The organism is bacterium, assembly GCA_037143175.1.
Classification (GTDB): domain Bacteria; phylum Verrucomicrobiota; class Kiritimatiellia; order CAIKKV01; family CAITUY01; genus JAABPW01.
On sequence record JBAWZF010000043.1, the window covers coordinates 1 to 24,157 of the forward strand.

At 52.9% G+C, this 24,157-nt stretch carries 28 protein-coding genes and 1 tRNA gene; 19 read left to right on the forward strand and 10 right to left on the reverse strand.

Going from position 1 to position 24,157, the window contains the following annotated elements; genetic code table 11:
• The first annotated feature begins 11 nt into the window (after positions 1-11).
• Complete coding sequence (locus WCI03_11680; GenBank protein ID MEI8140512.1) at positions 12-221, forward strand: type II toxin-antitoxin system HicB family antitoxin; 210 nt, start codon at positions 12-14, stop codon at positions 219-221.
• Positions 218-442 carry a type II toxin-antitoxin system HicA family toxin gene (locus WCI03_11685; GenBank protein MEI8140513.1) on the forward strand — a complete coding sequence of 75 codons (225 nt, stop codon included), beginning with the start codon at positions 218-220 and terminating at the stop codon, positions 440-442. The genes WCI03_11680 and WCI03_11685 overlap by 4 nt, the downstream gene beginning before the upstream one ends.
• A gap of 91 nt (positions 443-533) precedes the next feature.
• Here the strand turns inward: WCI03_11685 and WCI03_11690 are convergent, their stop codons facing one another.
• Genes WCI03_11690 through WCI03_11725 form a run of 8 tightly spaced genes read right to left on the reverse strand, consistent with a single transcriptional unit; the run spans position 534 to position 9,015 of the window.
• The gene (locus WCI03_11690) at positions 534-2,102 is read right to left on the reverse strand and encodes a nitrite/sulfite reductase (GenBank protein ID MEI8140514.1); all 1,569 of its coding nucleotides are present in this window, start codon (positions 2,100-2,102) and stop codon (positions 534-536) included.
• Positions 2,103-2,120: 18 nt separating this feature from the next.
• On the reverse strand, positions 2,121-3,578 hold the full coding sequence (gene cysN / locus WCI03_11695) for a sulfate adenylyltransferase subunit CysN (GenBank protein MEI8140515.1): 1,458 nt from the start codon (positions 3,576-3,578) through the stop codon (positions 2,121-2,123).
• The gene (gene cysD / locus WCI03_11700; protein MEI8140516.1) at positions 3,578-4,486 is read right to left on the reverse strand and encodes a sulfate adenylyltransferase subunit CysD; all 909 of its coding nucleotides are present in this window, start codon (positions 4,484-4,486) and stop codon (positions 3,578-3,580) included. The genes cysN and cysD overlap by 1 nt, the downstream gene beginning before the upstream one ends.
• Before the next feature lie 35 nt (positions 4,487-4,521).
• The gene (locus tag WCI03_11705; protein MEI8140517.1) at positions 4,522-5,265 is read right to left on the reverse strand and encodes a phosphoadenylyl-sulfate reductase; all 744 of its coding nucleotides are present in this window, start codon (positions 5,263-5,265) and stop codon (positions 4,522-4,524) included.
• 16 nt (positions 5,266-5,281) lie between these two features.
• A complete protein-coding gene (locus WCI03_11710; GenBank protein ID MEI8140518.1) occupies positions 5,282-6,361 on the reverse strand; it encodes a sulfate ABC transporter ATP-binding protein in 1,080 nt (359 codons plus the stop codon).
• Positions 6,358-7,209: a sulfate ABC transporter permease subunit CysW gene (gene cysW / locus WCI03_11715; protein MEI8140519.1), complete on the reverse strand. Its 852-nt coding sequence runs from the start codon at positions 7,207-7,209 to the stop codon at positions 6,358-6,360. The genes WCI03_11710 and cysW overlap by 4 nt, the downstream gene beginning before the upstream one ends.
• Before the next feature lies 1 nt (position 7,210).
• On the reverse strand, positions 7,211-8,044 hold the full coding sequence (gene cysT, locus WCI03_11720) for a sulfate ABC transporter permease subunit CysT (protein MEI8140520.1): 834 nt from the start codon (positions 8,042-8,044) through the stop codon (positions 7,211-7,213).
• A gap of 5 nt (positions 8,045-8,049) precedes the next feature.
• Positions 8,050-9,015, reverse strand: a complete 966-nt coding sequence (locus WCI03_11725) for a sulfate ABC transporter substrate-binding protein (protein ID MEI8140521.1) — start codon at positions 9,013-9,015, stop codon at positions 8,050-8,052.
• A gap of 249 nt (positions 9,016-9,264) precedes the next feature.
• On the opposite strand from WCI03_11725, the gene WCI03_11730 reads away from it, so the two are divergent.
• From WCI03_11730 to WCI03_11740, 3 genes are read left to right on the forward strand one after another with little or no spacing between them, the layout of a single operon-like run.
• Positions 9,265-10,182 (forward strand): metal-dependent transcriptional regulator, encoded by a 918-nt coding sequence (locus WCI03_11730; protein ID MEI8140522.1) that lies wholly within the window; start codon positions 9,265-9,267, stop codon positions 10,180-10,182.
• Between the two features lie 51 nt (positions 10,183-10,233).
• Positions 10,234-10,461, forward strand: a complete 228-nt coding sequence (locus WCI03_11735; protein MEI8140523.1) for a hypothetical protein — start codon at positions 10,234-10,236, stop codon at positions 10,459-10,461.
• Between the two features lie 39 nt (positions 10,462-10,500).
• On the forward strand, positions 10,501-10,857 hold the full coding sequence (locus WCI03_11740) for a hypothetical protein (GenBank protein MEI8140524.1): 357 nt from the start codon (positions 10,501-10,503) through the stop codon (positions 10,855-10,857).
• A gap of 8 nt (positions 10,858-10,865) precedes the next feature.
• Here WCI03_11740 and WCI03_11745 read toward each other — a convergent pair whose 3' ends face one another.
• Entirely contained in the window at positions 10,866-11,132 is a 267-nt protein-coding gene (locus tag WCI03_11745; GenBank protein MEI8140525.1) for an HPr family phosphocarrier protein, read from the reverse strand.
• Positions 11,133-11,284: 152 nt separating this feature from the next.
• Between WCI03_11745 and WCI03_11750 the strand changes: the two genes are divergently transcribed.
• Complete coding sequence (locus WCI03_11750; protein ID MEI8140526.1) at positions 11,285-11,671, forward strand: hypothetical protein; 387 nt, start codon at positions 11,285-11,287, stop codon at positions 11,669-11,671.
• 26 nt (positions 11,672-11,697) lie between these two features.
• On the forward strand, positions 11,698-12,699 hold the full coding sequence (bioB, locus tag WCI03_11755) for a biotin synthase BioB (GenBank protein ID MEI8140527.1): 1,002 nt from the start codon (positions 11,698-11,700) through the stop codon (positions 12,697-12,699).
• A gap of 177 nt (positions 12,700-12,876) precedes the next feature.
• Here the strand turns inward: bioB and WCI03_11760 are convergent, their stop codons facing one another.
• Positions 12,877-13,614, reverse strand: a complete 738-nt coding sequence (locus WCI03_11760) for a helix-turn-helix transcriptional regulator (protein ID MEI8140528.1) — start codon at positions 13,612-13,614, stop codon at positions 12,877-12,879.
• Between the two features lie 116 nt (positions 13,615-13,730).
• Between WCI03_11760 and WCI03_11765 the strand changes: the two genes are divergently transcribed.
• The 12 genes from WCI03_11765 to bamA all read left to right on the forward strand — a co-directional run.
• The gene (locus tag WCI03_11765; GenBank protein MEI8140529.1) at positions 13,731-14,813 is read left to right on the forward strand and encodes a uroporphyrinogen decarboxylase family protein; all 1,083 of its coding nucleotides are present in this window, start codon (positions 13,731-13,733) and stop codon (positions 14,811-14,813) included.
• A 194-nt stretch (positions 14,814-15,007) separates the two neighbouring features.
• Positions 15,008-16,177, forward strand: a complete 1,170-nt coding sequence (locus tag WCI03_11770; GenBank protein ID MEI8140530.1) for an HD domain-containing protein — start codon at positions 15,008-15,010, stop codon at positions 16,175-16,177.
• Positions 16,178-17,157: 980 nt separating this feature from the next.
• Positions 17,158-17,231, forward strand: a tRNA-Gln gene (locus WCI03_11775).
• A gap of 32 nt (positions 17,232-17,263) precedes the next feature.
• Complete coding sequence (locus tag WCI03_11780; GenBank protein MEI8140531.1) at positions 17,264-18,193, forward strand: ribose-phosphate pyrophosphokinase; 930 nt, start codon at positions 17,264-17,266, stop codon at positions 18,191-18,193.
• Positions 18,194-18,219: 26 nt separating this feature from the next.
• Entirely contained in the window at positions 18,220-18,954 is a 735-nt protein-coding gene (locus WCI03_11785) for a 50S ribosomal protein L25 (protein ID MEI8140532.1), read from the forward strand.
• A gap of 53 nt (positions 18,955-19,007) precedes the next feature.
• Entirely contained in the window at positions 19,008-19,631 is a 624-nt protein-coding gene (pth, locus tag WCI03_11790; GenBank protein MEI8140533.1) for an aminoacyl-tRNA hydrolase, read from the forward strand.
• A 2-nt stretch (positions 19,632-19,633) separates the two neighbouring features.
• Entirely contained in the window at positions 19,634-19,960 is a 327-nt protein-coding gene (rpsF, locus tag WCI03_11795; protein MEI8140534.1) for a 30S ribosomal protein S6, read from the forward strand.
• A 17-nt stretch (positions 19,961-19,977) separates the two neighbouring features.
• On the forward strand, positions 19,978-20,445 hold the full coding sequence (gene ssb, locus WCI03_11800; GenBank protein ID MEI8140535.1) for a single-stranded DNA-binding protein: 468 nt from the start codon (positions 19,978-19,980) through the stop codon (positions 20,443-20,445).
• 31 nt (positions 20,446-20,476) lie between these two features.
• The gene (gene rpsR, locus WCI03_11805) at positions 20,477-20,698 is read left to right on the forward strand and encodes a 30S ribosomal protein S18 (GenBank protein MEI8140536.1); all 222 of its coding nucleotides are present in this window, start codon (positions 20,477-20,479) and stop codon (positions 20,696-20,698) included.
• Positions 20,699-20,715: 17 nt separating this feature from the next.
• On the forward strand, positions 20,716-21,165 hold the full coding sequence (gene rplI, locus WCI03_11810) for a 50S ribosomal protein L9 (GenBank protein MEI8140537.1): 450 nt from the start codon (positions 20,716-20,718) through the stop codon (positions 21,163-21,165).
• A 6-nt stretch (positions 21,166-21,171) separates the two neighbouring features.
• On the forward strand, positions 21,172-22,602 hold the full coding sequence (gene dnaB / locus WCI03_11815; GenBank protein MEI8140538.1) for a replicative DNA helicase: 1,431 nt from the start codon (positions 21,172-21,174) through the stop codon (positions 22,600-22,602).
• Positions 22,603-22,604: 2 nt separating this feature from the next.
• Positions 22,605-24,157: outer membrane protein assembly factor BamA (gene bamA, locus WCI03_11820; GenBank protein ID MEI8140539.1), on the forward strand; the 1,553-nt coding region annotated here is incomplete at its 3' end.

A 24,157-nucleotide genomic window follows, 5' to 3' on the forward strand; every position in this document is an offset into this window, starting at 1 on the left:
GAGGGTGACAGATGATAAAAGAATTTAATGTGGTAATCGAAAAGGATGAGGATGGTTTTTTTATGGCATCAGTGCCCGCTTTGCGGGGGTGTCATACGCAAGCGAAGTCGCTCGATGTCCTGATGAAGAGGATTAAAGAGGCCATTGAACTTTGCTTGGAAGTTGAAGACCCTGTCGCTAATCAGTTTGTCGGTGTCCAGCGTGTTGCGGCCATGGCATGAGCACTTTTCCCTCCCTCAATGGCCTTCAACTCATCAAGGCGCTTCGGCGCCTTGGCTTTGAAATCATCCGGATCAAGGGAAGTCACCACTTTCTCCGTCACCCCGACGGACGATGCACGGTGGTTCTTGTTCACCGTGGCGAGAGCATGGGCCGAGGACTTCTCGCCCAGATCCTCCGAGATTGCGAACTCACCAGAGAAGATATTCAGAACGAAATCTGAGCGAACCAGATCTTGCTGGCTATCGTCGCTCCGCTCCTCAACCAGAAGATCATCGTTCGGTAGAGAATGACCATTTGCCGGTTCCTTTTTCTTAAAGCGTCCTGAATCCAAGTGATTCGGCAACGAAGGCGGGCAGGTTTTCAATCGTGATGGCCGGGTTGGCTTCATCATAGGTTGACAGCCGTAGGGACTCGGGCTGAAGGGAGCGTCCTGTGAAGGGTAGGACGGCTTCTTCGATTTTGTCCCCAATACGCCGTTTCAATCCCTGTAATCCTAATCCTGCGCTTGGATGGCCTGAACAGGAATTAGGGCAACCGGAGATCAGAAGGTTATCCGTCAGCTGCCGAAGGATCTTAAGCTTTTCCGGCGTATCTGCCGGGAGAAGTGCATCCATTTTTTCTGAGATGGTATCAGCCAAAGCTGGAGCGGACAGAACCCCGATTTTGCACACGGAGGATCCAACACAGGTGGTGATATGTCCCCGGAATGAGCGGAGCGTCAAGTCCAGCCCCGGGAAATTCTCGATAAGCCGGTTGTATAGGGCTGGCAAGGATGTCTCAGATACAGGGCCCAGAAGCAGATCCTGACTCCTCATGAGCCGCAGGAAACTTCCCCCAAAGTCCTCTGCAATTCCAGCTAGACGCCGGCATTGTTCGGGAGTGAGATTGCCATAGGGGACATAAAGACGAACCGTAACCTGGTCAGTTCCCAGTCGAGTGTGGCCCACGGCGTGACGTTTCCATACCTCGTAACCTGCTTGTAATGGAAGTCCTGCAGGTATTCTTTTGCGCCGGTTAGCCAATGCCGCATAGTCGGGGCTGGGCGGAAGAATAGGGGGATCCCAAGTGTTTCTCTCGAAATAGAAATGAAACAGACGGGCAAAGTCCTGCGCACCTCTATTCTTGAGTACATACCTGAGCCGGGCCTGATGTCGGTTAACACGGTCTCCCTGGTCGCTGAAGAGATTAAGCATCGCCAAAGTACACCTAATAAACTGGTCGTGAGGGAGGAACTCAATCAGCTTAATTCCCAAGCCGCTATCCCGCCCCATGCCGCCGCCGCCATAGACGGTGAAGCCGCGTTTTTCACCGGCGGTCACGGCAAGAAACCCAAGATCCTGCGCAGCAGCCAGAAATGCCTCGGAAGGTTTCGAGAAAACCCCGACTTTGAATTTTCTGGGTAGCAGGAATGCCTCTGGTCGGTTGGCAAGGATCCGATGGATAGCCTCAGCATAGGGGAGGACATCAAAAGCCTCATCCCGTGCCAGGCCGCTGTCTGCTGAAATGAGAATGTTGCGATAGGTATTTCCTCCGCCTCCCTTGAACGGAAGGCCGATCGCATGGCATTGGATCATCGTTTCAACGATTTTCTCCACGGCCACATCATGTAACTGGATGGCCTGCCGGCTGGAAAGATGACCCAATGGGATGTTGTTCTTCTCCATCACATCAGCCAGATCGCGCAAAGCAGTTGCAGCGAGGTGGCCACCCGTGATCCGGACGCGAAGCATGAACTGGGCATTGCGTTGTTCATAGATGCCGAAAGGGGCCAGCACCGGCTTCAACTGGTTGCTATTCAATGTTCCAGCCGTATAACCGGCAATGGCCGCCTCAAGATCGTTATAAAGGGGGCCGTTCCCATTTTGCTTGGAAGTGCTCATTCAACCTCGTTTCGTGAATTAAATGGAATAGTCGAGAATGATATTCTTTTCCGACAAGAGTTTCAAAATCAATTGGATATTGGCCTCAGGCACTATTCCGGCCTCAAGGTGAGTTATGAGGAGTTTCAGCTTTCTGGCCAGCTCCTGTGCGGCAATAGCGTTGTCACCGGTGATGCCGGGACTGTTGTCGCGGTTAACCTGAGCTCCGGTAATCATTCCGGCCCCGACCGTAGTGTTGGTGATCGGATGGATCAGGATGAAACTGCCCGTGGCATGGTTCTTTGCATAGGGGTCAAAATGGAGGGGATGTGTGGTGTTAAACGCCACCCGCCCAATCTCGTTGAGCCCCAGTTCGGTTGATGCCCGTTTCTCCATGGTATTGACGTCGATGGAATAGAGGATGGTATTCACCTGGGCCTTGACGTTGTGACCCGCATGGCGGAGGAGATAGGTCAAGCCCTCCTTCAAAGGTTCATCTGTCATCCATACCGTCATAGCCTCGATTTTTCTATCGGATATCGGCGGATTATGCGGATGGACAATCATATCGCCACTACTGATATCGATTTCCTCAGCCAGTTCCAAGGTCACCGCTTGTGGGGGAAACGCCTGATCAAGATTGCCATCAGCCGTGACGATGGATTTGACGGTAGTTTCCTTCTGGGACGGCAATACCCGGATTCTATCACCCACCTTGACCACCCCGGAGGCCACGCTGCCAGCGAAGCCGCGGAAATTCAGGTTGGGCCGGATCACATATTGCACGGGAAACCGGAAGTCAGAGAAATTGTTATCATTGGCCATGTCGACCGTTTCCAAAACTGTCAGAAGCGGATCCCCTTTGAACCAGGTCATGTGCGGTGATCTGTCCACCACGTTATCGCCCTTGAGGGCCGAGAGCGGAATATAGACGACCTCGGGGATGTTAAGCTGCTCTGCAAAGGCAGCGAACTCACCCCGGATCCGGTTGAACACAGCTTCGTCATAGCTGGCCAGATCCATCTTATTGATGGCCACCACGAGATGCCGGATCCCCAGTAATGAAATAATAAAGGCGTGACGCTTAGTCTGAGTCACAACCCCGTATCGGGCATCAATAAGAATGATGGCGAGGCTGGCGGTGGAGGCGCCGGTGGCCATATTCCGGGTGTACTGCTCATGGCCTGGTGTATCGGCGATAATAAACTTTCGCTTGGGCGTGGCGAAGTAACGATAGGCTACATCAATTGTGATGCCCTGTTCCCGCTCAGCCTTAAGGCCGTCGAGCAGTAGTGCATAATCAATTTCGCCGTGGCCGGTTGTTCCATTCTTTTCGCTGTCTTTGCGTAAGGCACTGAGTTGGTCGTCAAAGATCAACTTGCTGTCATAGAGCAAGCGGCCGATCAGGGTGGATTTTCCATCATCCACCGAGCCGCACGTGAGAAAGCGTAACAGGTCTTTTTTTTCGTGCTGGTTTAAAAATACATCAATATTCATTAGAAATAACCCTCCCGTTTCTTTTGTTCCATGGACGAATCACCGTCATGGTCAATCATCCGGGTTGAACGTTCACTCACCCGGGTCTGCAACATTTCGGCCACGATGTCCTCAATGGTTGTGGCCGTGGACTCGACCGCACCGGTCAGGGGATAGCAACCGAGCGTTCGGAATCGCACCATTTTCTCCATGGGCTTTTCGCCCGGATTCATTCGCATGCGTTCATCATCCACGAGAATCAGGGATCCGTCGCGTTCCACCACGGAACGGGGTTTGGCGAAATAAAGGGGGACAATCGGGATCTTTTCCAGACGGATGTATTGCCAGATATCTGTTTCCGTCCAGTTGGAAAGCGGGAATACCCGCACGCTTTCACCGGGATTGATCCGGCCGTTATAGAGCGACCATAATTCCGGTCTCTGATTTTTGGGGTCCCACTGGTGATGCTGGTCGCGGAAGGAATAGATCCGCTCCTTGGCGCGCGACTTCTCCTCATCGCGCCTGGCGCCACCAAAGGCCACATCAAATTTGTTCTGTTCCAAGGCGCGTAGTAAGGCTTGGGTTTTCATGATGTCGGTGTATTTCCGGCTGCCGTAGTCGAACGGGTTGACTCCTGCGGCCTTGCCTTCCTCATTGGAGCGAACCATGAGGTCGAACCCCTGTTCCTTGCAGAAGCGGTCGCGGAACTCAATCATCTCCCTGAATTTCCAGGTTGAATCGATGTGCAGAAGCTTGAATGGCAGTCGGCCGGGATAAAACGCCTTCTGGGCAAGCCGTACCAGTACCGACGAATCCTTCCCGATGGAATAGAGGAGGACCGGACGCTCAAATTGACTGACTGCATCCCTGAATATATGGATGCTTTCAGCCTCCAGTTGTTTCAATTGACTTAAGTTGTAATGGTTCATTTATGCTCTCCTTCGCGGTCTTCGCGCGCTTCTGTTCAACTATTCCCTGCCGTTTTGCTCCGCACCGGTTTGCCGTCGACCCAATGTAATCCGCACTCCTTCTGTTCCGGCTGTTCCCACCACCAGCGACCGGCGCGGACATCTTCCGTTCGTTTTATGGCTCGTGTGCAGCTGGCGCATCCAATGCTCGGATAGCCCCGGTCATGCAACTCGTTGTAAGGAACGTCATGCCGGGCGATGTACTCCCAGACCTGACTTTCGCTCCAATCGAACAGCGGGTTGATTTTGAGCATCTGGTTGGCCTCATCCCAATCAACCGTGTTCACGTCGGAGCGCGTCACAGACTGGTCCCGGCGTAATCCGCAGATCCACCCTGTGAAGCCCGAGAGGGCGCGGCGCAGGGGTTCGATCTTGCGGATTTTGCAGCAGAGTTTACGGTTCTCAATGTTCTCACGGAACAGGTTGATGCCGTGTTCCGCCACCATGGATTCAACCGCCTGGCGATCCGGAAACTGAATGCGGAACCGGAAGCCGTAGCGAGCCTCGGTTTTCTGGATCAGGGTATAGGTTTCGTTAAATAACCGGCCTGTGTCCAGCGTGACGACGGGGATGGCGAGCTTAAGCCGGGCGATCAGGTCGGTAATCACCTGGTCCTCTGCCCCGAGTGCTGAGGCAAAGATGATTTTCCCGGGGAAGTGGTCCGCGGCCCACTTCAGTCGATCCTCCACACTTAAGGGGGTGGTTTCCTGGCGCAAACTGATAATTTCATCAAGCTTCATTTTTTAGTCTCCACATTTAAATGACGTAATTTCCATCCCATTTATCTTCCCCGGCATACACATGGGGCTTGTGGGGTACCACGATGACCTCCTCGTGCGGAGTCACCGGGGTTTCCCGGTAGCGCTCGTGCGACAGATGCACCTGTATCAGCCGGTTCTGATGATCGATCAATTCAACTTTGACCACCGATCCGGCGGTCATGACTCGATAAACCTTTGCTGAAATTCCCTGGCCTGACCCATCGTGCGGACGCTGGATCAGCAGGTCATGCGGACGGACCAGCATTCGGGCAGCGGCCTCCACCGACTCAGCCGGGGCCTCAGTGAACACGGCATGGCCACTCTCGATACGCCCATGGAAGACATTGACATCGCCCAGGAACTGCATCACAAATTTGTTGGCCGGCCGGTGAAAGACATCTTGCGGCGTCCCCACCTGTTCAATGACGCCCCGGTTCATCACCACGATCCGGTCGGCGACCTCAAGGGCTTCCTCCTGGTCATGGGTTACGAAGATACTGGTGACGTGGATCGTGTCGTGGAGTTGCCGGAGCCAGCGACGCAATTCAGACCTCACTTGAGCATCGAGTGCCCCGAACGGTTCGTCCAATAGTAGGACCTTGGGTTCGATTGCCAACGCCCTGGCCAGGGCGATCCGCTGGCGCTGTCCGCCGGATAACTGCGGGGGATAGCGTTCTGCCAGGGATTCCATCTGAACCAGACTCAGGAGTTTCGTCACTTTTTCTGTGATTGTTTTGTTGTCAGGTCGTTCCGATCGTGGTTTCACCCGGAGTCCGAATGCAATATTTTCGAATACGGTCATGTGTCGGAACAAGGCGTAGTGCTGAAAGACAAAGCCGACATTGCGCCGGTGTACCGGACTTCCGGTCACCGATTCCTGGTCAAAAAGAATTTCCGCTTCAGTTCCGCGATCCGCCTCTTCAAGGCCGGCGACAATCCTCAGTAGTGTCGTCTTCCCCGAGCCCGATGGCCCCAATAGCGCGGTCAGTTCCCCGGATTTAAACTCGAGATTGATCGTGTTCAACGCCTTGAAGGTGCCGAATGACTTATTGATGTTTTTCAGGATAATGCTCATGCCTGTCCACTCCTCCATTCCACCAGACTTTTGATAGCCAGAGTCACCAGGGCCAGGGCCGCCAGTAGGGACGCCCCGGCAAATGCGGCCGCGAAATTGTATTCGTTATAAAGGACTTCGATGTGCAGCGGCAGGGTATTGGTCTCACCCCGGATATGGCCCGACACGACTGAGACGGCGCCAAATTCCCCCATGGCGCGGGCGTTGCACAGGATCACTCCGTACAGGAGTCCCCACTTGATATTCGGCAGAGTTACACGGCGGAACACCTGCCAGCCGTTGGCACCAAGACTGAGCGCCGCCTGCTCTTCCTCTGAGCCTTGTTCAGTCATCAGGGGGATTAATTCACGGGCCACGAAAGGAAAGGTGACAAAGATAGTTGTCAGCACAATACCGGGGACGGCAAAGATGATTTGAATGTCATGATCCGCCAGCCAGGGCCCCAGCCAGCCCTGCAGTCCGAAGAGGAGTACGAAGATCAGGCCGGAAATCACCGGCGACACTGCAAAAGGCAGGTCGATCAGGGTCAGGAGGAAGGTGCGGCCCTTAAAGCGGAACTTGGCTATTGCCCAGGAGGCGGCCACGCCAAACACCAGATTCAGAGGCACGGCGATAGCGGCGACCAGGAGGGTCAGGCGGATGGCCGCCAGTGCATCCGGTTCCCGCACGCTGGCCCACCAGACGTGAAGCCCTGCACGAAATGCCTCATGGAGGATAATTCCCAGGGGTGCGACAATAAACAGGCCCAGGAATCCGAGCGAGATGGTGGCAATCAGCGCATTGACCCAGAGCGGCGGGTCCATTGCCGGGTGTGTGCTGGTGTTTGAATTGGATGAGCTGTGGTTCATGTCAGGTGGCCAGGTGTTTGCTGCTCCAGTTTTGGAGCGCGTTGATGATGAGTATGAGCACCAGGGAAATCAGGAGCATTCCCACGGCAATGACGGTTGCTCCAGTGTAGTCGTACTGTTCCAGTTTGGTTAAAATCAAGAGCGAGGCAATTTCGGTCTTCATCGGCATATTCCCTGCAATGAAAACTACCGAACCGTATTCACCCACCGCCCGGGCGAATGAGAGGGTGAAGCCAGTGAGAAGGGATGGTGTGAGCAGGGGCAGTATGACACGCCAGAAAGTTTGTCTGCGGGAAGCGCCCAGAGTTAACGAGGCCTCCTCGAGATCGCGGCCAAGGTCTACAAGTGCGGGTTGTATGGTGCGGATAACAAAGGGCAAGCCAATGAAAATCATGGCCACGGTGATGCCGATAGGAGTGAAGGCCACCTTGATCCCCAGTTTCAATAGAAGCCCGCCCAGAAAGCTATTGGGAGCATAAAGGGCTGTCAGCGCAATACCGCTGACGGCGGTCGGCATGGCAAACGGTAAATCCACAAGGGCATCAATGAAGCGTTTCCCGGGGAATTTCACCCGGATCAGAAACCAGGCCACGACGGTGCCCATCACCACGTTTACGAGCGCGGCAAGAAGCGCGGTTCCAAAGGTTAGTTTGAAGGAGGCCATGACACGGGGATGCGTGAGCGTTTGGAAGAAGCCAGTCCACCCCGCGCCGGCACTTTTTAAAGTCAGAGCGGCCATTGGCAGGAGGACAATGAGCCCCAGATAAAGGAGGGTGTAACCCATGGTCAGATTAAACCCGGGCAGCACACTGAATTCTTTGGCGCGGAATGACATATATTTTAGTTTGAGTAAATCTGGTCAAAAACTCCGTTATCAGAAAAATGAGTGAGTTGTGCTTTCTGCCAGCCTCCGAATACCGCATCGATGGTAATCAGATTGATTTTCGGGAACTGGGCTGCGTACTTGGCAGCAATGGCTGCATTACGTGGGCGATAGAAGTTCTTTGCAGCGATCTCCTGGCCGGCCTCGGAATAGAGGTAACGCAGATAGGCCTCTGCGACTTTTTGCGTGCCATGTCGCGTCACATTCTTATCCACGACGGCTACGGGGGGCTCTGCCAGAATGCTGAGTGATGGTGCGACCACTTCAAACTGGTCGCCCCCGGCCTCCTTTACCGCCAGCAAGGCTTCGTTTTCCCAGGCAAGCAGGACATCTCCGATCCCGCGCTGGACGAAAGTTGTGGTCGAACCACGTGCCCCCGAATCCAGAACGGGGACATTTTTTAAGAGTCGCGCGACAAAATCGCGGGCTTTCTGTTCATCGTTGCCGTAGTGATTCAGCGCATACGCCCAAGCGGCCAGATAATTCCAGCGGGCTCCCCCCGAGGTTTTTGGATTCGGGGTGATAACCGAAATGCCGGGCTTGACCAGGTCGTCCCAATCCTTAACACCCTTGGGATTCCCCTTGCGCACGAGGAATACAATGGTGGAGGTGTAGGGGGAGCTGTTGTCCGGCAGACGGGTTTGCCAGTTTTTAGGCAGCAACCCCGCTTTTTCAGCGATGGCGTCAATATCATAGGCCAATGCCAGAGTCACCACATCGGCGGCAAGTCCGTCAATGACTGAGCGGGCCTGTTTTCCGGAACCGCCGTGCGATTGCTTGAACTTTACGGTCTCTCCGCTCTGGGCATGCCAATACTCTGCGAAGGAGGCATTAAAAGCCTGATACATCTCCCGGGTAGGGTCATAAGATGCGTTCAGCAATTTGTTGTCCCGTGCGCCAGTTGAGACCGCAAACGACATCATGAACGGTAAGACAATTACGAATAGGATTTCTGTTTTCATTTTCCGGCTTCAATCACTATGTGTTTAATAGACAAAGTAGACAATATCACAAAAAGGATGACTGTCTACTTTTTTTTGATTTTTTAAGGCGATTTATACGCGCGGGATATCCTGCCGTAAGTTAAGTAACGTTTTATGTTGACTAAGTATGGCGCCACGTAGTAAGTTTGTCGCGGCAAACAATTGGGAGAGTATTTGGAGGGACGACCTATGACAGCAGATACACAGGCATTAAGCGCGAACATGGAAAACTATCTGGAGACGATTCTCCTGCTTATCCAGAAAAGTGCTGTAGCACGGGCAAAGGACATTTCTGAAGGCATGAAGGTCAATCGCTCTTCGGTGACTGGTGCCCTCCAGGCGTTACGCGACCGCGGCCTGGTAAACTACGAGCCTTATGGCTTTATCACGCTTACCCAACAGGGGACAGAGGTCGCGACAAAGGTTCTGTGGCGACACGAAGCCCTTCATGATTTTTTTGTTAAAGTTCTGGGGGTTGAGAGCAAAGAGGCTGATGAAGTTGCCTGTCGCCTGGAGCATGGCATCTCAAAGCCGATTGTTGACCGGCTCTTGGAATTTGCCGCTTTTGTTGAGACCTGTCCCCGGGCAGGAGCCAAATGGGTGCGAGGCTTCGGCTACCAGTGCAAGGAGGCCGTGCACACTACGGAGAAGTGTGAGACCTGTATTTCGCAGTGCCTGGCGGATGTCAGAAACACACCCAGACAAGGTGAGATTGAATCAATGAGCACAACGTTAAGTGAATTGAAGCCCGGAGAGAAAGGGCAGATCGTCAAGGTGGGCGGTGCCAGCGCCATCCGGCGCCGCATCGCAGATATGGGCGTCACCACAGGGAGTTTGGTCGAAGTCATTCGGGTTGCCCCCATGGGAGATCCGATAGATGTGAAAATTAAGGGCTACCATTTATCGCTTCGCAAGGAAGAGGCTTCGGACATTGCCGTAAATAAAGTTGCAGTGGTCATGATTGATGTGCATCAAAATGACAGAATCGAACCGGTCATTGTGGGGCTGAAGGATAGCCGGGTGATGCTGGGGCGCGACATGGCTGACCGGATGGCCGTTGAAACGGAACGGATAAAAACAAACAAAGGAAAAGAAGGTAATCAGTAATGAAACTAATAAGCATCACCCAGGTATGAGGGTTTTGATTTCAGGCATGAGTTGGAGTACAGCATCTCTGATAACTGGCAGGTCGCGCTTTATCTGTCGGATTGGAAGATTGAGAAAAGTAGCGGTGAGGATATGGAGGCGACCTGGAAAGATGTCGCGCTGGAAACGATTTATATGTTTCTCAATCCTACGGTTGATCCGATAGGCCTGGCGGGCTACCTCGAGGTTAAAGGTGGCGATGATCACACTCAGTGTCCAATTGACAAAAAGCGACGATAGTCCTGATTATGTAACCCGCATGATTTTGGGAATGACCCTGTGATTCATCAGTATATAAAGCGGGTCAACTTGCGGGGGGTGCTGACGACCCTGTTAATTGCCGGATCAGCAGGTTGTGCAGGTATCGCCCTAACGGATACTGCACCGCCTGTTAATCCAGCCATGACGGGTTCAAGCATCGATACCAAATCGTTGTCCTCTGGCAGGCAACGCTATCTTACGCGCTGTGCCCGATGTCATGTCGCTCAACCTGTAAGAAAATATTCGCGGGAACAATGGGAGCTCCTACTTCCGGGGATGTCAGGCCTGTCAAAATTGAATACCAACCAAACGGCCGAACTTCGGGCCTATGTGCTCTATGCCATTCAGCTTGAAGGTGGGGGTGGCGAACATTGAAGAGAGTGTCAAATCCCCGCCCCGTCCGAGAGCAGATCGGACAGTTTTTCAATCACGAGTTCAGCGTCCGGTCCCTCGGCACTTGCTTCCAATTTTGATCCTTTGGCGGCATCCAGAGTCAAAAGTTGCATAATTGAGCAGGCGTTGGCACGCGGGCAGCCATTGCAGGAAAGGGATAGTTTACAGTCATGGGACTTGGCTAATTTGACAATTTCTCCCGCAACTCTTAAGTGAATCCCGTTTTTAGAATTTACAATCAACTCTTTCGTTTTCATGTTTTCTGTGCATGCAATAATATGACATAGTTCAAATGCGACTACTTTTGTATAGTATCACTCTCGAAGTCCGAAAGGAAATCAAATTGACCGCAAAAAGTAGATATAATACTATGTCTACAGATTACATAGTGTTAATGGTGTGAGGGTGTTTGAACACAGTAAAACCAGTTTATCTTCTTTCCGGTGATTCCTATCATCATCAGAAATCCCGCGACCCATTGATACGGGAAATGTTGGGTGAAACCGGAATTTCACGGCCAAGTGTGGCCTATATTGGGACTGCGAGCGGTGATGACCCTGGGTTCTTTCAAGTCATCAAAACCCTTCTTGAACGAGGGGTGACCGGTTTAATACGTGAAAGATTTCTGGCGGGGGCCGTGCTTGCTGGATTTTCAGCCGGCAGCATTCTTCTGTCCCGGCAGTGGGTCCACTGGCGCGACCCGGACGATAACTCTACAGCCGAATCGGTGGATAACATCGGCGATATTAGTCCTGCATTTTTTGTCCATCAATCGGAATACGAGTATCAAATTTAAAATTCGGGAATATCCGTGCTTACATTATGAAAAATATAAATATGGAATATGATTGGATTGCCCTGAGCCACCGTGTGTTGGCAGGCGAGGGGATAGGGCGTGATGAGGCTTTGGCTATTCTGAAGTCGGAGGAGAATGAGCTCCTGAACCTTTTACACGCCGCATTTTTACTGCGGGCGAAATATTTTTCCAGGAAAGTCAGTCTGCATGTGATCCGCAATGCCAAAAGCGGAGGCTGTAGTGAAGATTGCTCGTATTGCAGTCAGTCCAGCGCCAGTACAGGCGTAGTTCCCTGTTACCCGCTCCAGAGCGAGGAAGAACTTCTGCAGGGGGCGAAGCAGGCTCAAGAGATGGGGGCCATCCGGTATTGCATCGTCACCAGCGGGCGATCGCCGTCACGCGCGGATCTCGACAGGATTACCAGTGCCGTGCGACGGATCAAAAGCGAGTTTCCGTTGTCGATTTGCGTCTCGCTCGGGATACTCAATGATTCGCAGGCGGCGGAGCTCAAGGCGGCAGGCGTGAACAGGTACAATCATAATCTGGAGTCGTCGGAGCGGTTTTTCCCTTTCATCTGCACGACCCATTCCTACGCCGAGCGCAAAGCTACGGCGGCAAGAGTAAAGGCGGCCGGATTGGAACTATGCAGTGGCGGCTTGATGGGCATGGGGGAGACCTTGGAAGACCGTGCGGATCTAGCCTTGGCCATGCGGGACGTTAAGGCGGATTCCATTCCATTAAATTTTCTGGATCCTCGCTCTGGAACCGGACTGATGAATCGATCCAGAATTTCCGCAGGGGATGTCCTGCGTACCCTGGCCATGTTCCGGTTCGTTCACCCCGATCGCGAAATTCGAATTGCAGGAGGCCGGGAAGCCTGCCTCGGCCCGCTTCAGGTTCTGGCTCTTTACCCTGCAAATTCAATGTTCACTTCCGGCTATCTCACCACGCCGGGACAAGGATGTCAGGCCGATAGGCGGATGATTGAAATGGCTGGCTTCGAGGTGGTCGAAATAACCGACGTATAAAAACTAACAAATTTATTTACAAACCATAATCGCTGTACGACAGTATAGTTACTCGATAGACAAACAAGACAAGTTAAAAAGGGAGTGAAAAATGACTACAAAAGGGATCAGTACCGTGGCATTACATGCGGGGCAGTAACCGGATCCGACAACTGGGTCACGTGCGGTTCCGATTTATCAGACGACATCAGATCGGAGGCGAGGGGAACACTCGGTGGGACAATATCCAAAATGAAACTTGAACCGGCGCGAAAAATAATTCTGATCCGGGAACCCGCTTTGCCGGGCCGCCTCCTTGACACTCTGACCGTTTCGAAGTCGCTGACGCGCCTGTTCCAGGCGGAGTTGCAGCTGAAAGGACTTAGGATTGACTCCGAAGGCCTTTTCAAAACAGCGGCGAAGATGGTCCGCACACACAGGATACCCTTCCATACGCTGCCCAAGGTCAAAGTCGGGATTATCCACATTGCGTAGCAGCTCTTCCTTAAGCCTTTGAACATAGTCAGGGCGTCCTGATTTCTGGATTTCCTCGATATGGCTGATCAATACCGTGGCCAGGTGCTCCATTCGCTCCTGATGGAGGGGTGCCTCTTGAAGTGCCTCCTGGCAGATTAACCTCGCCAGCGCGAAAATCGGATGATCCCCCGAGTCCTGAACCTCAATGACATGTGGCTCCCACTCTATACCGCGAATGGACAGGCAATAATTGCAATAGGGAATGTGTGTGTGCTCCTCATGCGGAATTGCCGGAGGAAGACAGAGGGTGGTACCACACCGGAAATCGTAGAATTTCTGCCCGACCAGAATCCGGCCTTCCCCCTGTGTATAGAACACCATCTCCCAGAGCTCATGACTATGAAGCCTAGGCCCCAGTTGCGGAACGCGGTTAAAGCCAGCATAAACAGTCTCGACCATGTTTCTCACGCTAAATCGTAATGTCGGAAAAGTCCAGAAGTAAGTCGTTTCTGTGTATAGACTTAATCCGGGGTGATGTGAGACGTTTTACATGAAACAGTATTCGGGAGACACACATGACCAATCGCGAGCGGATTATCAATACTTTTTTGGGCAAACCGGTCGATCGGGCGCCGTTTGGCATTGGCCTGGGTTTCTGTCCTTGGGGCGAGACCTATGGGCGATGGAAAACCGAGTCCGGCCTACAGGACTTGAATTTAAAGACCTATCATGGGTTCGACGACGACTTTGCCGTCGTGCCGGTGGAGTATGGCCCCTGGCCCCATTTTGACGGTAAAATCCTCAAGGATGAAGGTGATACGGTGGTGTCGCTCGACTGGCGCGGCTTCACGGTGCGGAATATGAAGAATGGTGGCTCCATGCCCGAATTCCTGGATTACCCTGTCAAGTCGGAAGATGATTGGAAGCGATACAAGGACGAGCGCCTGTTTCCGGATTTCGAGGGACGCCTGGCCGGCTTAAACCAACTTGGTGCCATCCGAGCTAGGGATGTACCGGTTCAGGTGGGTGTGTTTCCCTGGGGTCACTTTGGTACGCCTCGCGATCTGCTGGGTGTGGAGGAACTGCTGGTGGGGTTCTACACCATGCCGGAGGTCATCCATGACATGATGGAGACCTTCACCACGCTGTGGCTCAAACTCTATGAACGGATCCAGGCCCGAATTCAGATTGACCATATTCATATTTGGGAGGATATGTCGGGCAAACAGGGCTCCTTGATTTCAATGGCCATGGTGGAGGCCTTCATGATGCCGCAGTATGACCGGATTACGGCCTTCGCCAAAGCGAACAACATTCCACTGCTCTCCGTTGATTCCGACGGACTGGTCAACGAACTGGTCGACGTGATGCCCCGACACGGCATCAATGTCTTCTTCCCCTTTGAAGTTCAGGCTGGTAATGATGTAAGGGAATACCGCAGGCATTTCCCGGAACTGGGCATATGGGGCGGACTCGACAAGAATACCCTGGCCGATGGTCAGCCGTTGAGCGCGATTCATGCCGAGTTGGATAAGGCGGCCGAAATGCTTGCGGCAGGCCGCTATGTTCCGGCGCTCGACCACCTGGTTCCTCCAAACGTCTCATGGAAGACCTGGTGCTACTATATTGAACATCTGAAGAAACTAATCGTAGCCTAGTGCCACTCCCAAGGGAGATCGGCCTTACATCGTCAAATCCATCCGACCATCTTTTCGGCGGAATTAGGCTTCCCTTTCGTTGAAGGATATATGGAGCCCAAAAGGGCTGGCCCCCACTATGGCCATACATTCGATGATTTGTTTGCCCTGTTCCTTCTGGACGAGGTAGTAGCAGGCTTGATATAGGAAGGCACATGACCAAGACCCTAAGAGAGTTTGCCCAGGATCGGGAAGAGAAGATATTGGATCATCCCTTGGCTACCCGCAGTTCGGCCAGTTTTGGGCGGCAGCGTGAGGAGGCGGAGGATCCCATCCGGTTATCGTTCCAACGGGATGCCCATCGAATCCTTCATTGTACGGCCTTCAGGCGGCTTCGCTACAAGACTCAGGTGATTTTCTCGCCCGAAAGTGACCATGTGTCTACGCGGGTGGATCATTCTCTCTATATGGCGTCCATTGCCCAAACGATTGCCCGTGCGCTGGGTTTGAATCAGGATCTCGCTTATGCCATAGCGCTGGGGCACGATCTGGGGCACGGCCCCTTTGGGCATGCCGGGGAGACCGCCTTGGATAAGTTATGGAAGCGGATTGATGCCACGCAGTCATTTTCCCATGAGCTTCATAGTTTGCGGGTAGTGGATCGGTTGGCCTTCCGTCCGTCCACGGAAGAGCATGGTTTAAACCTGACGTATGAGGTGCGTGATGGCATTGTCTGTCATTGCGGAGAGAGTACGGAGCAATATCTGGGGCCACGCACCAAGCAGGGGTCTGCTTTGGAGAAGATCAAACGCCGCGGGATAGTCCCGCTTACATTGGAGGGCTGTGTGGTGCGGTTAGCGGACCGGATTGCCTATTCCGGGCGGGATTATGAAGATGCCTTAAGTGTATTCGGCAAGATGCCTGCCCTGCCCAAGGCGGTGATCCGGATATTGGGAGCGGATAACCGCACCATTATTAATAATCTAGTGACGGATATGATCCGCACCAATCTCAAAACCCCGGAGCGGATCGGGTTTTCGGATGATGTCTTTGAGGCCTTCACACAACTCTATCAGTATAATTGTAAGAATATTTATTACCATCCGCTGTTGAAAGAATATGCGGTACGGGCGGAAAATATGCTGGCCAGCATCTTTGATTTTGAGCTGCGTGAACTTTCTTCGCGCCGGCAGACCCAGTGGGGATTGGCCTGTGACAAGGATTCGATTGCCGTACGCGAGTTGCATCATTTTATTCAGAAGATGTATGGAAAGAGGGATCGTCCTGCCCTGTCTCAGATTGTCATCGATCACATGTCGCTCATGACGGATCGTTACGCACGGAGTTTCTTTCAGGAAATATTCCTGCCCAAGCCGGTGGGGTAATTTTTATCCCGCCTTGACACGGGGTAAGGGGTTTGGTAACTCCGCCCGCGCCATGGTGAAAACGAAACACGTAACTGGTGATGATTCCGCTGTAGTGAAGGTGTTGGCTCCTGCCAAAATCAACCTCACGCTCGAGATTCTTGGAAAGCGACCGGACGGCTATCATGACCTCCGGAGTCTGGTGGTTCCGGTATCGCTCTATGATACCCTTACGCTCACCCGGACAGCGGTGCCATCGATTGAGGTTTCCTGTGCGATTGTCGGGTTGCCCGGGGAGAATCAGTTTATATTGCCGGCGCCGTGTGATAATCTTGCAGTTCGTGCCGCCAGGCTGTTACGCGACGTCACGGGGCATTCTGGTGGCGCTCATATTGAAATTCAGAAAGAAATCCCGATTGGGTGCGGGATGGGCGGGGGCAGCGCGGATGCCGCAGGGACTTTGGTCGGCTTGAATCGGTTATGGAATACGGGGGTACCGGTTGAACAACTGATGGAATTGGGCGCCCAATTAGGCAGTGATATTCCGGCAATGGTATATGGGAAGCCGGTTTGTATGGAAGGACGGGGCGAAAAGGTGCGTCCGGTAACCTGTCACTGGCCTGTTGGAACTGAATGGTGGATTGTCGTTGTTAATCCCGGGTTTAATGTTCCCACCCGGGATATCTACCGCAGATTTAGAACAGGGTTGACTTCGCCGCAAGAAACCTTTATCAATGCGTACTTTGCGCTAGAAGGAGGAGACGTGAAACTGGCTGCTGCCAGCCTTCATAATACTCTGGAAGCGGTGGTTTTTAATAAATATCCGCTCCTGTCGATGATTGCCGAGAGGCTGAAATCAGCAGGGGCGTTAGGGGTATTGTTGTCGGGCAGCGGGGCCTCGGTTTTTGCCATGGCCTCAAATCACGACCAAGCCCTGGCGATTGAATCGCAGGTAAAGCGTGAGTTGGGTTCATGGTTATGGACGAAGATTGCGCAAATATTGCCCGATAGTGTAATGGTAGCACACGGCCCTTTGACGGCTAGAGTCTAGGTTCAAATCCTAGTCGGGCAACCATCCGGCGGTAATGATGAATTGAAAAGATTATTATGAAGATTTTTACAGGTACAGCGAATCCGAAATTGGCACAGAATATTGCCGACTCGCTTGGCATTCCTCTCGGGAAAGCAATGGTCAGCCGGTTTCCTGATGGTGAGACCGCTGTGAAGATTCTTGAAAATGTCAGAGGTCGGGATGTTTTTATTGTTCAACCCACCTGTCATCCGCCGAATGAAACCCTGATGGAATTATTGATTATGGTGGATGCGTTGCGTCGTGCGTCCGCCGCCCGTATTACAGCGGTGATGCCGTTTTACGGCTATGCGCGGCAGGATCGTAAAGATCAGCCCCGGGTTCCGATTACTGCGAAGTTGGTCGCTAATATTCTGGTGGCCGCAGGAACAAGCCGGTTGTTGACGATGGATTTGCATGCGCAGCAGTTGCAGGGATTCTTTGATATTCCCGTGGATCATCTGTATGCCTCGCCGGTGATCGCGAAATACCTGATCGACAAAAAGCTGGGCAAGTTGGTGGTGGTATCGCCCGATACCGGTGGCCTCAAGATGGCTCATGCCTATTCCGAGATGCTTGGTGCCGGGCTGGCCATTGTGGCCAAGCAGCGCAAGGGCCCCAGTGAAGTTGAAGCCTTGACCATGGTGGGTGATGTCCGTGGTTGTAATTGTGTATTGGTTGATGATTTGGCGACGACGGCTGGAACCCTGACGACGGCGGCACGCATTTTGAAAGAGAACGGCGCCGAGAATATTTATGCAGCGGTTTCCCATGCGGTGTTGACAGATGTTGGGGTGGAGCGGTTGAAGAACTCCCAGATCAAAGAACTGGTGGTTACGGATACGGTGCCGTTGATGGCCAACACGAATGGATTTCCAGTGACGGTTCTCTCGGTGGCGGGCTTGCTTGGGGAAGCTATTTTGCGCATTCATGACAATCAGTCGGTATCATCGTTATTTAAAGTTTAGGTTAAGTTGAAAGGGAAAAGGTAAGTATGGCTAAAGAAATTAAATTATCTGCGAGCAAACGCGAAACTTCCGGAACTTCGGCCTCCAAGGCCCTGCGCCGGACAGGCTTTGTGCCTGCCGTTGTGTACGGGGAAAAAGCCGCTTGTTCGATCAAGATCAACAGTCGCGCTTTCGATTCGATGATCACGCATAACTCCAGCGAAAATCTGATTGTGGATTTGGATGTTGATGGTCAGGTGAGCAAGGCGTTGTTACGAGAGGTTCAGCACGATGTCATGAACGGCTCAGTGCTTCATGCCGACTTCCTGGAAATTTCGATGACTAAGAAAATGCGCGTCACGATCTCCATCGAGCTCAAGGGTGAGCCTGCGGGTGTGTCCCAGCAGGGCGGTATTCTGGAGCACTTGTTGCGTCAGATCGAAGTCGAGTGTTTGCCGGGCGACCTGGTGGAATCTTTCGAAGTGGATGTATCCGAGCTTGGCTTGGGCAAGACCATGATGATCCGGGACATTAAACTGGATTCAAAATATACGGTATTGACCGCTGGTGATGTAGCTGTGGCTACGGTGGTGACGCCGCGTGAGGAGAAGGTCGACGAAGCAGCAGCGGCAGCAGCGGCGGCTCCGGAAGTCATTGGCAAGAAGAAGGAAGACGCGACCGCTGAAGGTGCAGCCCCTACAAAGGGTGCGGCAGCCCCTGCAAAGGGTGCGGCTCCGGCCAAGGGCGAGAAAAAGGAAGAGAAAAAGCCTGCCAAGAAGTAACCTGCTGTGCCGCCTGAAAAGGGGTGTGGTTTGGGTTCGTAGGGCTCGGAGCGATGACCGTGAAAATAGTGGTGGGTCTAGGCAATCCGGGTTTGGAATACGAGCGAACGCCGCATAACATGGGGTTTATTTTGGTGGATTGTCTGGCGGAACGCTTGGGATGCAAGCTGAAAGCCGGTTCGAAATTTGATGCGTTGGTGGGCACGGCAGCGTATGCCAGCGAGGAATTGCTCCTCGTGAAACCACAAACGTTTATGAATAATAGCGGCAGGGCGGTCGGGGCGGTTTTAAATTACCGCAAATTAAGTCCCGGGGATCTGCTGGTAGTGGTGGATGATGCGGATATTCCGCTCGGAACACTGCGCCTTCGTAAAAAGGGAGGGGCAGGAGGACATCGCGGGTTGGCGTCAATCAACGAGGTCCTGGGTACGACGGAATACGCACGGGTGCGGGTCGGGATTGGGCGCGGGGCAACCCGCGATCATCTGGTAGATCATGTGCTTGGAAAGTTCGGACGCGAAGAGTGGGCGGTGGTCCAGAGGGCGATCGAGGAAACGGCAGATGCCGTTCAGGTCATTTTGGAAAAAGGAATGGATTTTGCGATGAACCGCTTTAATGCCAGGCAGGAAAATCCGGCCGGCTTAGACGATGTAACGGCAGGAGGAAAAAAGCAGTGAATATGTACGAAGGATTGTTCATTTTTGGTGAAACCGTTCAAGAAGAGCGTTTGAAGGATCTGGCAGCCTATGTGACCAGTGAGATCGAGAAGGCTGGCGGTAAGGTTTTGGAAACTCGCGATATGGGTCGCCGTTCATTTGCCCGGATTATGCAGAAGAAGGAATCCGGCTTTTATTTAGCCGTCACTTTCAAGATTGCGGCTGACAAGATAAGCGTGCTTACCTCCCGTTATCACTTGAATGACGATGTGTTCCGCGTTCAGATCACCCGTTTGGACGAGAAGTCCCTGAATAAGGCACCCGTCATCGCGCCTGCGGTGCCCGCCTGATCGGAAAGTAGTCTTGTATGGCCACGATGAATCGAGTTTTTCTGCTGGGAAATCTTACCCGTGATCCCGAGGTAAGCTATTTGCCGTCAGGAAAGGCTGTGGTCAAAATACGTTTGGCAGTTAGCCATAAATACAAGTTAGCCTCCGGTGAAGATCGGGAGGAAATCTGTTATGTGAATGTGGTGGTCTGGGGCAAACAAGGGGAAGCGTGCGGGCAATATCTGTCCAAAGGTTCGCCTCTTCTGGTGGAAGGCCGCCTGAAGTATGATGAGTGGGAAAAGGACGGTCAGAAATTTAACCGCATGGAGGTAGTAGCCGACCGGACTCAGTTCATCGGTGCGCCCAAACGCGGTGCGGAGTATAGTGATTCTGCGGATTCACCCGCTGGCGAGATTCGTCCGGCGCAAGTGGTTCGTGGGGGTGCACCTCCGGTGACGTCAGCAGAGGTTCCGCCGACCGGGGATGAAGATAATTTGCCGTTTTAATTTTTAAGGAGAAGGAAGACTAGTTATGGCTATGCGAGAGAACAACAGTAGTGTAAACATGGTGTCGAAGCGTCGTGTGCCTCAGGTTGAGAGCATTAAGCATATCGATCCGCGCGACTATGAAATGCTGCGTAAATTCACCTCCGAACAGGGTAAGATTCTGCCCGCACGGTTAACGGGTGCCGCACCTCAGTTGCAGCGTTCAGTGGCCCGTGCGATCCGTCGTGCCCGGGTGATGGGTTTGTTGCGCTAAATTGATAGGAGTATAATATGTCAATTGAAATGATTTTGATGCAGGACGTCAAGGATCTCGGTACCGCCGGACAAGTTGTCAAGGTTTCCGAGGGATATGCGCGAAACTATTTGCTTCCCCGTAATTTGGCTGCCTCGGTTACAGAAGGCAACCGTCGTCAACTCGCCAAGCTTCAGGTTCAGCGCGAGATTGAACGCAAGGCGTTGAAGGAGAAGGCTCTGGATCTGGCCGCGGCCATTCAGAAGGGGTCTTACACTATTCCTGTCAAGGTCGGCGAAGGCGATAAGCTCTTTGGTTCCGTGACCAGTGGCGATATCCTCAAGTTACTGGCGGCCCAGGGTTTTGAGTTGGACAAGCACGCGATTGAATTGGAGCAACCCATTAAGGAATTGGGCGCTTTTGATGTCAAGGTCAAGGTCGGTGTTGACGTCGAGACCCTCATCAAGGTGTGGGTCGTGCAGGAATAAGTTCCTATGGCCAATGAAGCCCCTGTCTCGTCCAAGGTGACGCCTGTCGAGCGCGTTCCACCGCATAGCGAGGACGCGGAGCGGGGGGTGCTGGGAGCCGTGTTGCTCGATGCAGATAAGGTCATGGACCTCTGCATCGAACGACAATTGGCTCCCGATTCTTTTTACATCCCCGCCCATCGTGTCATTTTTGAAGTCATGCTGGAGCTTGCCCATGGGGGACGGCCTCTAGATCTTTTGACGGTGGGGGAGCGCCTGAAGAGTACCGGGTTGCTTGACCGAATTGGGGGGGCAACCACGCTCCATCGTATCGTGGATGCGACGCCCACCTCGGCCCATGCCGAATATTACATTAATATCGTGCGGGACCGGCACCTGCTGCGCGAAGTGATTTCAACCTCCCGGCGGGCAGAGCAGAGCTGTTATGATCCCAGTGTTGAAGCCTCGCAGGTATTGAGCCATGTCGAGCAGGCCTTCTTTGATATTACGGCTCATCAGCACGGCCAGATGCGTCCCTGGCCGACGATGGTGGATGAGATCATCCGTACGTTTGATAACGAACAAAAAGGGTTTCAGGGGATCCCCACCGGATTCAGGGATCTGGACAAAATGATCAAAGGACTGAAGCCCGGCAATATGGTCGTGCTCGCCGCCCGTCCTTCAATGGGGAAAACCTCATTGGCCATGAATGTCGTGGAGCATGTGGCGTTGGGAAAGGCTGACCCGGAATCCAGGCCACGTCCCGTGGGGGTATTCAGTTTGGAAATGTCCTGTCTGGATTTGGTCAAACGTATGATTTGTTGTCATGCCGGAGTGTCCGGACATGCCATCTCAGATGGATTTATTTCTTCGACGAATCATGCCCATCTGATTAATGCCGCCAATCTTTTGAAGCATGCTCCCATTTTTATCGACGATAGCGCGGGACTTGACATCATGGAACTGCGCGCCCGGGCGCGCCGTATGAAGAGCAAACATAATGTTGAGTTGATCGTGATCGACTATTTACAACTCCTGCGTGCGCCGGAGTACTCGCGACATGGACGTCAGGTTGAAATTACCATGGTATCCGCCGGCATCAAAGGCATGGCAAAGGAGTTGGGCGTTCCCGTCCTCGTGTTGAGTCAGCTCAGTCGTGCGCCTGAGGCACGCGGGGGTGAGGAAAAACCGAAGCTGTCGGATTTGCGTGACTCCGGTTCCATTGAGCAGGATGCGGATATTGTGATGTTGCTGCGGCGGCCTTGCCGGACCTCAAATGATCCCGAGCGGGAAGACCGCACGCTGGCCATTGTGGAGATTGCCAAAAACCGTAACGGGCCGGCGATGGAAGAAGTCAGGATGGCGTTTGATGATTCCTTCACTCGTTTTCGTGACGCTGCGCATGGCGTTGACGAGGCGGGTGTCCAGCCGGCATATATGCATCAGGAGGTTCGGTAACTATGACTGTAAGCAAATTTATGAGTCTCAGTTTGGTGCTTTGCTGTGTGGCGTTGCCGTCCTTGGCTGAACCGGTTGTCAAGGTATTGAAAATCAAGACAGTGGGGCCGATCACTGCGGATGAGCAGATGGTGCGGGCCTATATTGCTATGCGTGAGGGCGCTCCCTTGAACCGGGCAGAAGTGGCGAATGATGTGCGTTCCCTATTGGCATCGGGTAAAATTACAGACGTCAGTGCCGAGGTGGATACGGTTGGCGATGGCGTGACTTTGGCGTATGTGGTGCGCATGAAGCACAAACTGGTTAATCCTGTGCGTGTTCGCGGGAATAAAGAGCTTAGTGTGTCCAAGGTTCAGGATTTATTGGGGCTGAATCCCGGAGATTATATCGATGATCCCACCATTGCCGCCCGGGTGGTGAAGTTGACCGAAGAATATCGCAAGCGGCTTTTTGCCACGGCAAAGATTGATGCAAGTATGGAACCGGTGCCGGGTCATGCGGAGCAGGTTTCTTTATTGGTTAACATCAAGGAAGGGGATAAAGCCCAGATAGTGCGCTATTTATTCCCGGGCAGGAAGTCGATTGAAATGTCGGTTATCCGGGAAGCCATGGAGATCATGGCGTGGTATAACCCATTAAGTTGGTTTCATCACACACCTTACAGTGTCGAAGAGTTGACGGCCGGGTGCGAGCGGATCCGGGCCGTTTACAAAGACGCGGGTTTTCTGGATGTGGACGTCCAGACGCCCCGAAAACGTGAAGAGGCTCCCGGCCGATACGTCATCACTGTGCCGATTCAGGAAAATTTGAAATATTCCATTGCGAAAGTCTCGATCTCCGGAGCCACCATTTATCCGGATGCCCCCCTCTTGAAGGCTGCGGATTTGAAACTAGCAGGGGAAGCCTCAACCTCTGTCATCAATAAATCCGCCGATGCTATTCGCGACTATTATGAAAGCCGCGGCTATATGGATACTTATGTCCAACCCAAGCTGGATCTCCGTGAGAAAGCCGGGGAGGTGGATGTCCGTTTTGTGGTGAATGAGGGGCGTCTGACCACTGTTCGTAATGTCCTGATCCGGGGCAACAGTGTGACGAAGGATAAGGTTATCCGCCGTGAATTGCTGATCTATCCCGGAGAGCAATATGACGGGGTACGCGTGCGGACGAGTGAAAACCGGTTACGAAACCTGGGCTATTTTTCAAACGTAAACTGTGACCATGAGCAGGTGGGGTCGACGAATAAGGCGGATCTTGTGTTCAATGTGGAAGAGCAGCGGACCGGCCAATTTATGACCGGGGTCGGGTTTTCGAGCATCGACAAACTCATCGGGTTTGCCGAGATCAGTCAGGGAAACTTTGATATTCGCGGGAAGCCTTTCATGGGGGCGGGCCAGAAAGTTAAATTGCGCGCAGAATTTGGCTCGACGCGTGAAGCCTATACCTTGTCATTTGTTGAGCCTTGGTTTTTGGATCGAAAGCTGTCGTTAAGCACGGATCTTTACAGCGTGAAGCAGGATGACCGTGACTATTCTGTATTGCGGCAGGGGGGGGC

What these genes read in the sequence shown, in the direction of transcription:
- WCI03_11680 (MEI8140512.1), top strand. Translation starts at nt 12, where the DNA reads ATGATAAAAGAATTTAATGTGGTAATCGAAAAGGATGAGGATGGTTTT.
- WCI03_11685 (MEI8140513.1), top strand. Translation starts at nt 218, where the DNA reads ATGAGCACTTTTCCCTCCCTCAATGGCCTTCAACTCATCAAGGCGCTT.
- WCI03_11690 (MEI8140514.1), bottom strand. Translation starts at nt 2,102, where the DNA reads ATGAGCACTTCCAAGCAAAATGGGAACGGCCCCCTTTATAACGATCTT.
- cysN (MEI8140515.1), bottom strand. Translation starts at nt 3,578, where the DNA reads ATGAATATTGATGTATTTTTAAACCAGCACGAAAAAAAAGACCTGTTA.
- cysD (MEI8140516.1), bottom strand. Translation starts at nt 4,486, where the DNA reads ATGAACCATTACAACTTAAGTCAATTGAAACAACTGGAGGCTGAAAGC.
- WCI03_11705 (MEI8140517.1), bottom strand. Translation starts at nt 5,265, where the DNA reads ATGAAGCTTGATGAAATTATCAGTTTGCGCCAGGAAACCACCCCCTTA.
- WCI03_11710 (MEI8140518.1), bottom strand. Translation starts at nt 6,361, where the DNA reads ATGAGCATTATCCTGAAAAACATCAATAAGTCATTCGGCACCTTCAAG.
- cysW (MEI8140519.1), bottom strand. Translation starts at nt 7,209, where the DNA reads ATGAACCACAGCTCATCCAATTCAAACACCAGCACACACCCGGCAATG.
- cysT (MEI8140520.1), bottom strand. Translation starts at nt 8,044, where the DNA reads ATGTCATTCCGCGCCAAAGAATTCAGTGTGCTGCCCGGGTTTAATCTG.
- WCI03_11725 (MEI8140521.1), bottom strand. Translation starts at nt 9,015, where the DNA reads ATGATGTCGTTTGCGGTCTCAACTGGCGCACGGGACAACAAATTGCTG.
- WCI03_11730 (MEI8140522.1), top strand. Translation starts at nt 9,265, where the DNA reads ATGACAGCAGATACACAGGCATTAAGCGCGAACATGGAAAACTATCTG.
- WCI03_11745 (MEI8140525.1), bottom strand. Translation starts at nt 11,132, where the DNA reads ATGAAAACGAAAGAGTTGATTGTAAATTCTAAAAACGGGATTCACTTA.
- bioB (MEI8140527.1), top strand. Translation starts at nt 11,698, where the DNA reads ATGAAAAATATAAATATGGAATATGATTGGATTGCCCTGAGCCACCGT.
- WCI03_11760 (MEI8140528.1), bottom strand. Translation starts at nt 13,614, where the DNA reads ATGGTCGAGACTGTTTATGCTGGCTTTAACCGCGTTCCGCAACTGGGG.
- WCI03_11765 (MEI8140529.1), top strand. Translation starts at nt 13,731, where the DNA reads ATGACCAATCGCGAGCGGATTATCAATACTTTTTTGGGCAAACCGGTC.
- WCI03_11770 (MEI8140530.1), top strand. Translation starts at nt 15,008, where the DNA reads ATGACCAAGACCCTAAGAGAGTTTGCCCAGGATCGGGAAGAGAAGATA.
- WCI03_11780 (MEI8140531.1), top strand. Translation starts at nt 17,264, where the DNA reads ATGAAGATTTTTACAGGTACAGCGAATCCGAAATTGGCACAGAATATT.
- WCI03_11785 (MEI8140532.1), top strand. Translation starts at nt 18,220, where the DNA reads ATGGCTAAAGAAATTAAATTATCTGCGAGCAAACGCGAAACTTCCGGA.
- pth (MEI8140533.1), top strand. Translation starts at nt 19,008, where the DNA reads ATGACCGTGAAAATAGTGGTGGGTCTAGGCAATCCGGGTTTGGAATAC.
- rpsF (MEI8140534.1), top strand. Translation starts at nt 19,634, where the DNA reads ATGTACGAAGGATTGTTCATTTTTGGTGAAACCGTTCAAGAAGAGCGT.
- ssb (MEI8140535.1), top strand. Translation starts at nt 19,978, where the DNA reads ATGGCCACGATGAATCGAGTTTTTCTGCTGGGAAATCTTACCCGTGAT.
- rpsR (MEI8140536.1), top strand. Translation starts at nt 20,477, where the DNA reads ATGCGAGAGAACAACAGTAGTGTAAACATGGTGTCGAAGCGTCGTGTG.
- rplI (MEI8140537.1), top strand. Translation starts at nt 20,716, where the DNA reads ATGTCAATTGAAATGATTTTGATGCAGGACGTCAAGGATCTCGGTACC.
- dnaB (MEI8140538.1), top strand. Translation starts at nt 21,172, where the DNA reads ATGGCCAATGAAGCCCCTGTCTCGTCCAAGGTGACGCCTGTCGAGCGC.